This window comes from Vibrio sp. Vb0667, assembly GCF_033391095.1.
This window is the reverse complement of sequence record NZ_JAWPOL010000010.1, coordinates 60,575-74,483: the sequence shown is the minus strand read 5'-3', so window position 1 is coordinate 74,483 and position 13,909 is coordinate 60,575. Positions and strand designations below refer to the sequence as shown.

General features: G+C 44.0%; 11 protein-coding genes. 4 read left to right on the top strand and 7 right to left on the bottom strand.

The genetic code is table 11. The features are described from left to right. Nucleotides 1–111: 111 nt before the first annotated feature. Nucleotides 112–1,098, bottom strand: coding sequence for a transcriptional regulator EbgR (gene ebgR, locus R8269_RS12205; protein ID WP_025768213.1), 987 nt, complete (start codon nucleotides 1,096–1,098; stop codon nucleotides 112–114). A 420-nt stretch (nucleotides 1,099–1,518) separates the two neighbouring features. Here ebgR and R8269_RS12200 point away from each other — a divergent pair, with 420 nt between their 5' ends. Further along, on the top strand, nucleotides 1,519–2,106 hold the full coding sequence (locus tag R8269_RS12200) for an outer membrane beta-barrel protein (RefSeq protein WP_017820436.1): 588 nt from the start codon (nucleotides 1,519–1,521) through the stop codon (nucleotides 2,104–2,106). A gap of 38 nt (nucleotides 2,107–2,144) precedes the next feature. On the opposite strand, the gene R8269_RS12195 is transcribed toward R8269_RS12200, so the two are convergent. Continuing rightward, nucleotides 2,145–2,696 (bottom strand): gamma-glutamylcyclotransferase family protein, encoded by a 552-nt coding sequence (locus tag R8269_RS12195; RefSeq protein WP_025768214.1) that lies wholly within the window; start codon nucleotides 2,694–2,696, stop codon nucleotides 2,145–2,147. Nucleotides 2,697–2,878: 182 nt separating this feature from the next. On the opposite strand from R8269_RS12195, the gene R8269_RS12190 reads away from it, so the two are divergent. Continuing rightward, nucleotides 2,879–4,063 (top strand): NnrS family protein, encoded by a 1,185-nt coding sequence (locus tag R8269_RS12190; RefSeq protein ID WP_005391701.1) that lies wholly within the window; start codon nucleotides 2,879–2,881, stop codon nucleotides 4,061–4,063. Between the two features lie 73 nt (nucleotides 4,064–4,136). Here the strand turns inward: R8269_RS12190 and R8269_RS12185 are convergent, their stop codons facing one another. The 5 genes from R8269_RS12185 to R8269_RS12165 all read right to left on the bottom strand — a co-directional run bounded on the left by R8269_RS12185 (nucleotide 4,137) and on the right by R8269_RS12165 (nucleotide 10,485). Next, nucleotides 4,137–5,090, bottom strand: a complete 954-nt coding sequence (locus R8269_RS12185; protein ID WP_005391702.1) for a CorA family divalent cation transporter — start codon at nucleotides 5,088–5,090, stop codon at nucleotides 4,137–4,139. 276 nt (nucleotides 5,091–5,366) lie between these two features. Then, the gene (gene glpD / locus R8269_RS12180; RefSeq protein ID WP_005391703.1) at nucleotides 5,367–6,926 is read right to left on the bottom strand and encodes a glycerol-3-phosphate dehydrogenase; all 1,560 of its coding nucleotides are present in this window, start codon (nucleotides 6,924–6,926) and stop codon (nucleotides 5,367–5,369) included. Between the two features lie 176 nt (nucleotides 6,927–7,102). Beyond that, complete coding sequence (locus tag R8269_RS12175) at nucleotides 7,103–7,894, bottom strand: DeoR/GlpR family transcriptional regulator (RefSeq protein ID WP_005380192.1); 792 nt, start codon at nucleotides 7,892–7,894, stop codon at nucleotides 7,103–7,105. Nucleotides 7,895–8,053: 159 nt separating this feature from the next. Continuing rightward, complete coding sequence (gene glpK / locus R8269_RS12170) at nucleotides 8,054–9,571, bottom strand: glycerol kinase GlpK (protein ID WP_005380193.1); 1,518 nt, start codon at nucleotides 9,569–9,571, stop codon at nucleotides 8,054–8,056. Nucleotides 9,572–9,630: 59 nt separating this feature from the next. Further along, nucleotides 9,631–10,485 (bottom strand): MIP/aquaporin family protein, encoded by an 855-nt coding sequence (locus tag R8269_RS12165; protein WP_005380195.1) that lies wholly within the window; start codon nucleotides 10,483–10,485, stop codon nucleotides 9,631–9,633. A gap of 896 nt (nucleotides 10,486–11,381) precedes the next feature. Here R8269_RS12165 and glpT point away from each other — a divergent pair. Both glpT and glpQ read left to right on the top strand, forming a co-directional pair. Continuing rightward, entirely contained in the window at nucleotides 11,382–12,746 is a 1,365-nt protein-coding gene (gene glpT / locus R8269_RS12160) for a glycerol-3-phosphate transporter (RefSeq protein ID WP_005380199.1), read from the top strand. Between the two features lie 56 nt (nucleotides 12,747–12,802). Continuing rightward, on the top strand, nucleotides 12,803–13,858 hold the full coding sequence (gene glpQ / locus R8269_RS12155; protein ID WP_005380201.1) for a glycerophosphodiester phosphodiesterase: 1,056 nt from the start codon (nucleotides 12,803–12,805) through the stop codon (nucleotides 13,856–13,858). Nucleotides 13,859–13,909 lie beyond the last annotated feature (51 nt).

Genomic DNA, 13,909 nt, shown 5'->3' with positions numbered 1-13,909 from the left:
GCTGAGTTATCGGCGTTACGCCGAAACAGTACTGATTGTGCAAAATGAATATCTTGGGTTAGGGGGGGATGTTCCAGATTTAATTCATAAAAGAGATTAATGGAAAAGGTATCATTGAGTTGTACCACGTAGTTTAAGCTCTGTTTGAACGTATACATGAAGAGGGAGTAAGCGTCCATCTCGGTATTTTTCCACTAGTAAGTTCACTCCCTGAGTTCCCATCAACTCAGAGTGAATACGAATTGTAGACAACGGCGGAAAGGTAAAGCGAGCAGTAGGAATATCATTCATACTAATCAGCGTAATATCCTCTGGTATCTTTAAGCCAAATTCATGGATTGCACGTACTATGCCAATCGCGATGGAGTCTGAATCAATGAATACTGCTTTCGGGAAGTCACCTTTGGCTAGCATCTCTTTCGCTAAGTTATAACCGGACAAACTAGAGCAGGCACAATAGTGTATATCATGTTCTGCGACCACGCCTTTTAGATAGCCATAGTCCAAAAACACATTTTCACGAGTGTCAGCTGCGTCGTGCTTGTCTTGACCGCCAATATAACCGATGCGGCGGTGGCCTCGTTGTACAAAGAAATCAACTACTTGCCTACTGATTCGAATAAGGTCGACATCAACGCAATCATAAGGGCAGGTTGGATCTGAAAAGTTTATGTAGCAAATGCTATCGGCTAGACGTTTAGGTAATTTATCTACTACCTTTTGGTCGACATTTCCGACTAAAAGGACACCTGTTATCTTTTTCGTTTCAACATCAATTTCACTGTTATAGCAATTGGTTAGCGTAATACCTAATTTGTCGCATTGCGTTTCAATCCCATGACGAATTGATAAGTAGTAAGGGTCATTCACCTCTGTTTCTTGTTTGTAGTTATATAAGGCTAAAAAGTGATGTTTTTGCTTAGCTTCTTTGATGCCTTTCTTCGAGCTACTGGTGCGGTACTCCAGTTTTTCTGCAATTTCCAAAATGCGGTATTTGGTTTCTTCTTTAACGCTCAACGTTGGGTCGTTGTTCAAAACCCGCGATACGGTTGCAAGTGAGACGCCTGCTTCAATGGCGATATCTTTTAGCTTTGCCATGTAAATTTCCCGTTGGCACTGCCCAAGTGTGAGCTCAATAATCTGACTATTTTAAACAGCTACTTAGATATGCACAAACCTTTAGTAAGACAGTCCTAAACACTTTAAATCATCATATCAAGCCAAATTGTTTTCATGAAATAGACTCTATTGAGTAATAAATAAAGCCGTAAACGTAAGGATTATATTGCTGTAAAAATACTGAAAAACGCGACTGGTTTGGAAACTTGCTACTTGTGGTAACTCTAGTACTTAATAGGACTCGAGCTGTTTAGAGTTTAATCAAGCAAACGTTTTATTGTTCATGTTTATGTTTTGTGTCTCATTTTATAAACAAATCAATAGGAAAGTATTCAACTCTATTTATAATCTCCGCGCTTTTAAAAGCTGTCTAACAGTATGAAAAATTAGGAAATTATAATGAAAAAAGTATTGCCATTATTGGCTTTAGGTGCAGTGGTTGCTTCAGCATCAGTTCAAGCAAAAGGTAACTGGTATGTTGGTGCTGATTTGGTAAATTCAGATCTTAAAGTTAAAAGCTTGTCAAAAGATCTTTCTGCGACAGGTCTTAGCCTTGCTGTAGGTAAAGAGCTTCAATATTCAGAAAACTTCAAACTAGCTTTTGAAGGTGAGTACATATACTTTGGCGACTTTGAAGAAACATTTTCTTACATGGGGTGGCCGGTTAAATTTAGTGTTGATGCTTCTGCGTTCAATTTCAATGCGAAGCCTAAATACCAATTTGCAGGTACAGGCTTCTATGTTGGTGCGATTGCTGGCCTTGGTGTAATGAGTGTTTCTTATGAAGTGAAATCATCTAGCACTGTTACCGATGATGGTCGTGATGTAGGCTTTAACTACGGTGTTGAGGCTGGTTATGAGTTCGCTTCAGGTTTGGTTGTATCTGGTGGCTACCGTGCTTCTTCGGTAAGTATTGATGCCGAAAACGGTGGCAGCGAAGATTTTGATTTTGACAGCCTGTACGTTGGTGTTGATTACAAGTTTTAAGCTCGCGTAAGCAAAACATAGATACTAAAAAGGAGCCGTTAGGCTCCTTTTTTTATTAGATTATCAATCAACTCATAATGGTGATCTTGTACGCCTGCAAGGTTGCCATATTTGGGTTGGTGGCGGTCATTTTCTTTCGCGTGTTGCCAGCCAATGGTGTGACGCACAAAATGCTCTGCAAACGCGTGGGAAACTTCCAAGCAACCTGCCAGTACGGTATCAACATAACTTTGCATGATTGGGCTCTTTTCGCATGGTGGTAGTGGCTCGTCTTTTACGTAAACCCAAATGTCATGTTCTTGGTTAAAACTCGCATCTGTTTCGATTTGATCTGGCTGAAGTTGAATACGATGATAACCTCGCTCACGGCGGTCGAATTCTGCGAGCGCTTCTTCATTTACTTCGAGTAAAACGCCATTAACCTGTCCATCGCCTTGGTTCACCACTAATGGAGAGAGGCTGTAGCTGTCGTCAATCTTCCCCCAGTAGCGAACCAACCCATGTGCTATGACGGGAATGGCTTCTCCCGTTTGTCCGGTTAACTTACGCGACGCAGAATTAATCAAACTGCCATAGCCAAATATGTACATTGTCGTTGCATCCCTTAACTGATAGTTGTGCCTCTCATGTTTATACCTAACCCGCATCTGAAGCACAACTTTACCTCTTAAGTATAATCTTAATTATAAACATGTATTTTTTATACATGTTTATGGTAGCATCAATATGTAGTTGAGTTAACCAGCATCGAGAGACGCTTGAGGGCAAGATAATGCTGAATATCACCGATAAAAAAGTAGAAGAAAAAATCCCCGCATGGCTGCGATTAGGCTTTCGGCCGTTTTTTCTGTTTGGGTCGATTTACGCCATTGTTGCGATTGCGTTGTGGGTGTGGATGTTCCAAGGCGGACAGCCAAACGCATTAGCCGTGCCTGCATTGTGGTGGCACGTACATGAAATGTTGTTCGGTTTTTCGATGGCCATTGTAGTTGGCTTTGTACTGACCGCGGTACAAAACTGGACTGGCATTAATGGTACCAAGCATTACATGCTTCTGGCTTTATTTGGCTTGTGGTTAGTGCCCCGCATATTGCTTTGGACACCAGCACCGTTATGGTTAACCAGCAGTATCGAAGCGGTATTTTTACTGTTTGTCGCCTATGAGGTGGGCATTCGTGTGTATCGAGCCAAAGGTTGGCGTAATTTGTTTTTCGTTCCACTGTTTCTTTTAGCCATCTTTGCGAACTTTGCAAGCTACGCAACGATAAAAGGTATGCCGCCCTTTAGCTCTTCAGCGGTGTGGCAAGCAATGCTGTGGTGGTTTACCTTGCTGTTGTCAGTGATGGGCGGACGTGTGATTCCATTTTTTACTGCGCGTCGATTTAATTTCGAAAAAGCGCAACCATTGGCTTGGTTAGAGTGGTTCGCGAACTTGCCATTGGTAATGCTATTTGTGCTGAGCTTTTTCCCTGTGACGTTTGCAGAACTAGGTAGTCCTTTGATGCTATTTGCAGGTGTTGCTCAGTTGGTGCGTTTTGTTCGCTGGAAACCTTGGTTAACCCTGAGCGAGCCTTTAGTGTGGTCGCTGCATGCTGCGTATTTGTGTTTACCACTAAGCTTAATTTTGCGAGGCGTCTGGGGAGATGCATTTGCCAGCCATAACCTCATTCACCTGTTTGCGATAGGTGCGTTAGGCGGTTTGATTTTAGCGATGATTACACGGGTGACGATGGGACATACTGGTCGCATGATCTACAAAGGGCCAAACATGAGCCTTGCGTTTGCAGCAATTACCGCGGCAGCTTTGGTTCGCAGTTTCGCCGTGATCTTTGATCCAGCGAACATGATACTGTGGATTGATATCAGCGGCGGATTATGGATTGTTGCGTTTGGGCTATTTGTGTGGCGCTTTGGTGTGATGCTTGTGACCCCTCGTGTGGATGGTCACCCCGGATAAGATTCTAATGTGAGTAGAGAAAAGAGGAGCCGCGTGCTCCTCTTTTGGTTTTTGTTCTTTATAGGTTTAGTGTTTATTCGTCTTCGTCGTCCGCTTTATTCGTGAGCCCCAAGCGTTTAAATAGCCACCACTCTAGACCAAAAATGACAATTAAGGCGATGCAGAACCAGGTGAATGCCATGGTGGATTCCACGCCTGGCATTCCACCAACATTGATACCGAGTAAACCTGTTAAGAAGCTGGTTGGTAGAAAAATCGTTGCTACCAAAGTAAACAGGTAACTGTTTTTATTGGTTTTCTCATCACGATGATGTTTGATCTCTTCTTGGAAAAGCGCCACTTCTCCAAGATAAAACTCAAGTGTTTCATTTATGCGCGTAATATTATTGTGTGCGAAGCGATATTGATGAGGTCTCAAAGCAATCAATTCTGATTCTGACTCCACAAGATCACGGATAGCGTACTGCTGAGGGCGAATAAAACGCTTGATAGAAATCAGTGCTTTTTGAGTCGCCATATGTTTGTACGTCGACTCATCATTCACGTCGAACTGGTTTAGTGTTTCTTCAATCGTATCAAGGTAAATGTCTATTTTACTGTTTAATCCTTCAATGATCTGATGAAGTAAACTGGCAAGACTTTTTGGGCCTTTGTGTTCCGCTAATGCTTGGCGAATCTCCATGATCGCGCGTGATGGAATTTTACGAGTTGAAATGAGTGCGCCTTGAAAGTAGAGAATTCGAATACTAAGCATATCTTCTGGTGATGCATTGCCGTTCATATTGACGCCTCGTAAAATCAACATGAAGTTCTCGTCATCCAAAGGATGGAAAGATGGTCGACTTTCGTCGGCTAATAGATGATCAACCGTAGCTCGAGGTACTTGGTTTTGCTCCAGCCAACCACGAATATCAGGATGCAGCCGTTCGCAATGGTACCAATGCTTAGCTTGAATTTGCTCTGCCGTGGTGGATTGTTGAGTTGCTTCTGGGGTTGAGAAGTCCCAATGTTCAATCATAAAACCCATTTTCTTTTCCTTGTTTGAGCCGATACCAAAATAACCTCAAGATACTTCTTTCGCGAGAATTGCATTGCCATACAGAGGCAATGCTCTGAGTACGGTACTCTGAAGTCATTGATGCATTATTTTTCAAATGAGTATGATTGTATTTAATGCCAAATGTCTATGAATAGTTGTTCTTATTTGCAATCGAGTGGAGCGCACCAAGGTGTTGTGCTTAAACAACAAAACAAAAAGCCTGCAACTAAGCAGGCTTTATTGTGGGGGGAGGGAGGGGAGCTGTTAGCCAACTTGAGAAAGATTAACCACTTTCTGTTGTAGCTTTTTCTTTAAATAGTCCGTTAAGGCCTGTTTTTCTTCCTCGTTCATGTAAAGACCAAGCTTAGTACGGCGCCATAAAATGTCTTCATCGGTCATTGCCATTTCATGGTTCATTAAGTAATCGATCTCACGTTGGTAAACACCACCGGCTTGTGTCGAGAACGTTTGTCCTAAGTCAGCTTCACTTGTTGTACCTTCCATTAAGTTCCACGTTTGGGTACCAAACTGAGTGACATAACGAAGAATCAATGCTTCTGGCGCCCAAGTGTATTTAGCATGAATTTGTTTCGCTAATTGTTCACGACTACAGCTGAAGTTACCACCAGGAAGGGTTTGGTTGGCCGTCCAGTCTTTACCCATTTCAGGTAGGAACGGAGCAAGTTTCTTCATTGCTGCTTCACCTAACTTACGGTAGGTCGTTAACTTACCACCAAAAACAGAAAGCAGAGGTGCATGGTCGTATTCCGCATCGAGCTCTAGCGTGTAGTCTCGTGTGATTGCTTGCGGAGAGTCAGATTCATCGTCACATAAAGGACGAACACCGCTGTATGTCCAAACTACATCTTCGCGAGTCAACTGGTGGACAAAGTGTTGGTTTACGATATCAATGAGGTAATCGACTTCGTCATCTGAGATCGACACTTCACGTGGGTCACCTTTGTATTCCACATCTGTTGTACCAATGATTGAGAACTTATCTAAGTAAGGAATCATAAATACGATGCGATTGTCTTTGTTTTGAAGAATGTAGGCTTGCGGTTCGTTGTGGATACGAGGAACAACGATGTGCGAGCCTTTGATTAAGCGAATGTTACGAGGAGAGGCTTGCTCTAATCCATCATCAAAGAACTGTTTTACCCAAGGCCCCGCAGCATTGACTAACGCTTTCGCTTTACGTTCGAAACGTTGGTCTGTCATCACATCGTGAATAGTAACATGCCAGATACCACCTTCACGGTGTGCTTTTTCCACGCGGCAGTAGTTACGCACTTCAGCATGGTTTTCGCGAGCCGCAAGAACGTTCAGTAATACTAAACGTGCATCATCAACCCAACAGTCAGAGTATTCGAAACCCGTTTTCATCTCTGGTTTTAGCAAGCCAGATTTCGCAAGGTTGACGGTTTTACTGCCTTGCAGCGTCGTACGTTTACCCAAGTTATCGTAAAGGAAAAGGCCACAACGAATCATCCAAGCTGGGCGTAGGAATGGGCGATGCGGTAAACGGAAACGCATTGGTAATGCGACGTGTGGTGCTTTACGAAGAATAACCTCACGCTCTGCGAGCGCTTCCGAAACTAAACGAAACTCGTAGTGTTCAAGGTAGCGTAAACCGCCGTGTATCAGTTTAGAACTTGCTGAAGAAGTCGCAGATGCGAAGTCATGTGCTTCATATAAGCCAACACTCAAACCTCGGCCAGCTGCGTCTGCTGCAATACCAGCTCCGTTAATGCCGCCACCGATTACGATCAAGTCTAAGGTAGTGGATGAGCTAGTAGTGGAAGCATTATTTTGTATACTCATAAATTTGACCTCTTGGTGAGCGAACGAGCATTTTAGAACATAATGTAATCCTAGCTCAGGTTTCGTTTGTGATCATCTATTATTTTCGTTTGTGAGCGTTTTGTGTGATTTAGACACAAAAAAACCTCTGTCTAATTAAGACAGAGGTCATTTGAGGGGGAGTTATACGATTGACGTTACTCGTTTTCGGAGTTTGATTCGTTAGCTTCAACCACTTCAAGTGGGATAGAAGCTTCCTTCAAAATTGACAAGATTTCTTCTGGTGGCTGCTTATTGGTAAAGATCATGTTGAGCTGTGCAATATTGCCTAGTTTCACCATAGCATTGCGCCCGAACTTGGTGTGGTCTACGGCAAGAAATACACTACGGCTATTGTCAATGATCGCTTGTTTGACCCGGACTTCGTGGTAATCAAAGTCTAATAGCGAGCCATCGAAGTCGATACCGCTAATGCCGAGAATACCAAAGTCGAGACGGAACTGTTTAACGAAATCGAGGGTAGCCTCGCCAACAATACCGCCGTCTCTGCTGCGGACTTCTCCACCCGCTAAGATGACTTTGATTTCAGGGTTAGGGAAAAGAATGGTCGCAACATTGATGTTGTTGGTGACAACACGCAACTGTTTATGGTTTTTATTGAGCGCTCGCGCAACTGCTTCTGGTGTGGTGCCGATATCGATGAATAGTGTGGCACCATCTGGAATGTGTTTGACTACCTCGTCTGCAATGACATCTTTTTCATTGAAGTTGAGCGCTTTACGCGTGTTGTAAGATGTGTTTTCAGAACTGAGAGGAATAGTGGCTCCACCGTGATAACGACGAATTTTGTTGTCATCGGCGAGTTCATTGAGATCGCGTCGGATGGTTTGTGGGCTGACATTGAATCTTTCTACTAACTCATCCGTGCTGACATAGCCTTGTTTTTTCACCAGCTCAACAATCTGCTGGTGTCGAGGTATTTGCTTCACTTACCACTCCCTTGTGCATTGGTAACGGCCAATGCTTCAAATTCGAAGCTCTATTGTGCTCGAATTTGCTCGTTGTGAGAAGTAAGCGAGTTCAGGAATCGGGGATAAAGCGCAAAAAGAGCGCACAAATGGCGCTCTTTTTTTCTTATGGAGATGAGATTAATCTTCTTCGTCGTGAAGTTCAGACCAGGTTTGTGCACATTTCACTGCACGTTTCCAGCCCTTGTAACGACGATTGCGTTTTTCTTCATCATCGTGTGGCTCAAAGGTGCGATCAAGTACCGCTTTATTCTGCAACTCATCAATGCTATCCCAGTAACCAACTGCAAGGCCGGCAAGGTAGGCTGCACCAAGAGCGGTAACCTCAGTTACTTGAGGGCGGTGTACTTCTGTGTTCAATACATCGGATTGGAATTGCATTAGGAAGTTGTTCGCTACTGCACCACCATCGACGCGAAGGTTCGCAAGCTTAATGCCTGAGTCAGCTTGCATCGCATCCAGTACGTCACGAGTTTGATAAGCGATGCCTTCCAATGTTGCACGGATGATATGGTTTGAATTCACACCGCGAGTAAGGCCGACAATCGTGCCACGTGCGTAGGCATCCCAGTATGGAGCGCCTAAACCAGTAAATGCAGGCACGACATAAACGCCGTTTGATGTATCCACTTTTGTCGCGAAGTATTCAGAGTCTTCTGCACCGTTTAGGATTTTCAATTCATCGCGTAGCCATTGGATAGAAGCTCCACCCATGAATACGGCGCCTTCAAGTGCATAAGCTGGTTCGCCTGCAGGACCACAAGCCAAAGTAGTTAGAAGGCCATGTGTCGAAGTGACTTTTTCTTGGCCAGTATTCATTAGCAAGAAACAACCCGTACCGTAAGTGTTTTTCGCTTGACCCGCTTCAACACACATTTGGCCGTAAAGCGCCGCTTGTTGGTCACCTGCGATTCCAGAAATAGGAATACGAGTACCGCCTTTACCACCGATGTTGGTTTTACCGTAAATTTCCGATGAGCGCTTCACTTCTGGCATCATAGATGCTGGGATGCCAAGCTCATCTAACATTTTTTGATCCCAACATAGATCGTTGATGTTAAACAGCATGGTACGCGATGCGTTAGTGTAGTCGGTTACGTGAACGCGACCTTGAGTCATCTTCCAAACTAACCAAGTATCGACAGTACCAAACAACAGCTTACCTGCTTCTGCGTCTTCTCGTGCGCCTTCAACATTGTCCAGAATCCATTTAACTTTGGTACCGGAGAAGTAAGGGTCAAGCACCAAACCAGTGTTGTCACGTACATAGTTTTCGAGACCGCGTGCTTTTAAATCTTCACAGATATCAGCAGTACGGCGACATTGCCATACAATCGCATTGTAAACGGGTTTACCTGTTTCTTTGTTCCAGACGATAGTCGTTTCACGCTGGTTAGTAATACCGATAGCCGCTAATTGGTCGCTACGGATGCCAGACTTAGCTAGAGCTTCTACTAAGGTAGAGCTTTGTGTTGCCCAGATCTCCATTGGATCATGTTCAACCCAACCAGCTTCTGGATAAATCTGAGTAAATTCGCGTTGCGCGACGCTTACGATGTTCGCATCATGATCAAGAATCACTGCGCGAGAGCTTGTTGTACCTTGGTCTAGGGCAACAATGTATTTTTGCTCAGTCATGGTAAGAATCCTTTTGTTTCGTTATTTATATTTTAGTAAATGTTCGAGTTACGTCAGTTTTAAGCTCTAGCTTCTTCTGTTTCTTCTTCCGTCTCACATTGGTTTGGAATCGTACAACCGTGACCTTGTTGTGGAAGGTAAGCGGCAATCGCTTTTGGATACAACCAACCTCCAAAACATGCACCTGCAATCGGAGCAAGTAAAGGCACGATAAAGTAAGGAATGTCTTTAGCACCTGTCAGAGCGTAATCCCAACCTGCGAAGTAAGCGAACAGCTTCGGTCCAAAGTCACGAGCTGGGTTCATCGCAAAGCCTGTTAGTGGGCCAAGTGAACCACCGATGACGGCAATCAAAATACCGATCAATAGAGGGTTCATTGCGCCACGTGCTGCGCCGTTATTTTCATCGCCCAGAGCCAGAATCGCAAACATCAGCACAGCAGTGATAACGAATTCCACAGCAAAAGCACCAAAGAAAGAGAGGGAGGCATGCGGATAGGTTGAGAAGATACCAGCAGTTGCTAGTGCATCTTGGCTGCTGCGAACGAAGTTATGAGCGATTTCGTAGTCGGTGAAAAGGTTGCTGTATAAGCTGTATACCAATGCAGCAGAACAGAATGCCCCAAGCATTTGAGCGATAATGTATGGCACCACTTTCGCCTTATCAAAACCATGGAACATAGCAAGTGCGATGGTAACGGCAGGGTTGATGTGTGCACCAGAGACGCCAGCCGTACAGTAAATAGCGATGGCGACACCGAAGCCCCATACAATACTGATTTCCCATTGTCCAAATGATGCGCCTGTTAGAACTAAGGCTGCAACACAGCCTACGCCGAAGAAAATAAGTAGTCCTGTACCGATAAACTCGGCCAAACATTCTCCAAGCAGAGAGGGGTGTTTGTTCGTTGTCATGTTAAAAGTCCTTTGATCATTTTTGCCTGTCTAGCACGATACTATTGTGCATATATAAACGTTTGCGAAAACAAACGAGCGTTAAAAATGAGCGTTTGAGCATAAATTTGTTAATCAAAGTCTTCGTTTTTGTTAAATGGCGCATCTTTTAACCGGAAAAGAACACAACGAAAATAATTTATTTGTCACGAGGCCAGTGTTGAGAGCGCTCAAATTACCGATGTGAAAAAGAATGCACAACTGGTAAGAGGAGTTTTGTGAAGCTGCTACGTGCTTGGAGATTTATTACACAGAACTTGTGTAGCAATTAACCCTAAAGGAGTAGCGGAATGTCAAATGTATCAAGGGATAGCAGTGATATAAAAAATACGCTGTCATGTTTGGACTTTTAGAAAAAATCGTCATCCCATTGGTACCAATAGGATGAGTTGATAAGAGAATAAACGCTGTTAATGTCTTGTGTTTGTGAATCATTGCTTCGGCTTGTATTCAAATAAAAATTGTTTTTTTTATTTCGTTTGATGCTAAACGTGATCGTTTTTCAGCTTTTTAGTTATTAGTTGGTTCGGAGCGAGTAGGGCAGGCGTAAATCGCCCTTTTTACGGTTAGTTTATGTTCTAATTCGAGCCTTTGTTTCAAAGGTTTCGAATTGGAATGCTCAAGTGAGAGGTTTGAACATCAGTTTCATATTAACGAATCTTGAGTAAAGTTGAACGATGATCTAATTAATGCTCATATAATTTACTGTATTTACTTATATTTAATCCATGTGCAACATTTGTCACAGAAATAAAATCCTAACTCCATACAATTCATGAACTTTCGAACGAATATTTATTTTGTTTCGTTCGCTCCTTTTGTGTTTTTACCATCGCATACAAAATAATGAGGTTCCTATGTTTGGAATATTCAAACCTAAGGCGCACATTGATCGTCTGTCCCCTGGCAGCATCGATAGCACCTACTCTCGCCTCCGTTGGCAACTCTTTATCGGTATCTTTGTTGGCTACGCCGGTTACTATCTAGTTCGTAAAAACTTCAGTTTGGCGATGCCTTATCTTATCGAGCAAGGCTTTAGCCGCGGAGACTTAGGTGTCGCCTTGGCAGCTGTTTCCATTGCATATGGTCTCTCTAAGTTTCTAATGGGCAGCGTTTCAGACCGCTCCAACCCTCGCTATTTCCTTAGTGGCGGCCTATTGATGTCTGCATTAGTGATGTTTTGCTTTGGCTTTATGCCATGGGCGACTGGTAGCGTCACTGCGATGTTCATTTTGCTTTTCTTAAACGGTTGGTTCCAAGGGATGGGGTGGCCTGCTTGTGGCCGAACCATGGTGCACTGGTGGTCACGTAAAGAGCGTGGTGAGATCGTTTCGGTTTGGAACGTGGCGCACAACGTGGGTGGTGGCTTGATTGGTCCACTATTTATTCTTGGCCTGTGGGCATTTAACGATGATTGGCGCACTGCATTTTATGTTCCTGCATTTTTCGCCACGTTGGTTGCTGTGTTTGTTTGGATGACGGTTCGCGATACCCCTCAGTCTTGTGGTCTGCCTCCTATTGAAGAATACAAAGACGATTACCCAGATGACTATGACAAGTCCCATGAACAAGAAATGACAGCGAAGGAAATCTTCTTCAAATACGTCTTCAACAACAAACTTCTTTGGTCGATTGCAATTGCAAACGCATTTGTTTACCTAATTCGTTACGGAGTACTGGACTGGGCACCTGTTTACCTAAAAGAAGCGAAGGATTTCTCGGTAGATAAATCGTCATGGGCTTATTTCTTGTACGAATGGGCTGGCATTCCAGGAACACTATTGTGTGGTTGGATCTCTGACAAATTGTTCAAAGGTCGTCGTGCACCTGCTGGTATCTTATTTATGGTGCTAGTGACAGTTGCAGTGATGGTTTATTGGTTTAACCCTGCGGGCAACCCAACAGTAGATATGATGGCGCTTATTGCAATTGGCTTCCTAATCTATGGTCCGGTTATGCTGATCGGTTTGTACGCACTTGAACTCGCTCCGAAGAAAGCCGCAGGTACTGCCGCTGGTCTTACTGGTTTGTTTGGATACCTGGGTGGGGCAGTTGCCGCAAACGCGATTTTGGGCTACACCGTAGACCACTTTGGCTGGGATGGTGGCTTTATCATCTTAGTGGGTTCTTGTATTACTTCTATCGTGTGTTTGATGTACGCCTTCTTAGGTGAACGTGCGCACCACGAGCAAAAAGAGCGCGAGAAGGAAGCGCTAGCGTAATATTTATTTAAAGAGGCAGTGGAATACTGCCTCTTCGCTTTATCAAGGAAATAACAATGAAAACAAAGTCAGTATGTCTTACTTTTTTAGCACTTAGCCTCTCTGCTGGTGCGATTGCGAAGCCGCTTGTCATTGCGCACCGTGGCGCATCGGGCTACTTGCCTGAGCACACGCTAGAAGCCAAAGCACTTGCTTACGCAATGAAACCTGACTACATAGAGCAAGATGTGGTAATGACGAAAGACGACCAGTTGGTCGTGTTGCATGACCATTATCTCGATCGCGTAACGGATGTTGCGGAGCGTTTTCCTGATCGTGCACGTAAAGATGGTCGTTATTACGCGATTGATTTCACTCTGGCGGAAATCAAATCCTTGCGAGTTACCGAAGGGTTCAACATCGATGAGAAAGGCAACAAAGTAGCGGGCTATCCAACCCGATTCCCTATGTGGAAATCTGATTTCACCGTGCCGACGTTTGCTGAAGAGATTGAGCTGATCCAAGGCTTAAACAAAACGCTGGGTTATGACATCGGTATTTACCCAGAAATTAAAGCGCCTTGGTTCCATCGTCATGAAGGTAAGGACATTTCTAAAGCAGTACTTAAAGTCTTGAAGCAGTACGGTTACGGCTCTCAAGACGACAAAGTCTACCTTCAGTGTTTTGATGCGAATGAACTTCAACGCATCAACAGTGAACTTATGCCTGCAATGGACATGGACTTAAAGCTCGTTCAGCTTATGGCTTACACGGACTGGAACGAAACTATGGTGTACAAAGGCGACAAGGCAACACCATACAGTTATGACTGGATGTTCGAAGCCGACGGAATGAAGAAAGTAGCGAGTTACGCGGAAGGAATTGGACCTTGGAAGCCGATGCTGGTGGATGATAAGTCAACTAAAGACAATATCATCATCAAGCCGTTGATGAAGGCTGCAAAAGACGCTGGCTTGCAAGTGCATCCATACACGTTCCGCGCCGATCCAGGACGCATTCCCGCGTACACTGACAGCTTTGAAGGCATGATGGATGTGTACTATAACCAAGTAAAAGTGGATGGTTTGTTTACTGATTTCCCAGATAAAGCGGTCAGCTTTTTAAATCAGTAATCAGCACTCACGCATTTTGCTTTAAGCTAAAAAAATCCCCCAACAGTTTCC

Coding starts and splice junctions, on each gene's coding strand:
- ebgR (WP_025768213.1), bottom strand. CDS start 1,098: ATGGCAAAGCTAAAAGATATCGCCATTGAAGCAGGCGTCTCACTTGCA.
- R8269_RS12200 (WP_017820436.1), top strand. CDS start 1,519: ATGAAAAAAGTATTGCCATTATTGGCTTTAGGTGCAGTGGTTGCTTCA.
- R8269_RS12195 (WP_025768214.1), bottom strand. CDS start 2,696: ATGTACATATTTGGCTATGGCAGTTTGATTAATTCTGCGTCGCGTAAG.
- R8269_RS12190 (WP_005391701.1), top strand. CDS start 2,879: ATGCTGAATATCACCGATAAAAAAGTAGAAGAAAAAATCCCCGCATGG.
- R8269_RS12185 (WP_005391702.1), bottom strand. CDS start 5,090: ATGGGTTTTATGATTGAACATTGGGACTTCTCAACCCCAGAAGCAACT.
- glpD (WP_005391703.1), bottom strand. CDS start 6,926: ATGAGTATACAAAATAATGCTTCCACTACTAGCTCATCCACTACCTTA.
- glpK (WP_005380193.1), bottom strand. CDS start 9,571: ATGACTGAGCAAAAATACATTGTTGCCCTAGACCAAGGTACAACAAGC.
- R8269_RS12165 (WP_005380195.1), bottom strand. CDS start 10,485: ATGACAACGAACAAACACCCCTCTCTGCTTGGAGAATGTTTGGCCGAG.
- glpT (WP_005380199.1), top strand. CDS start 11,382: ATGTTTGGAATATTCAAACCTAAGGCGCACATTGATCGTCTGTCCCCT.
- glpQ (WP_005380201.1), top strand. CDS start 12,803: ATGAAAACAAAGTCAGTATGTCTTACTTTTTTAGCACTTAGCCTCTCT.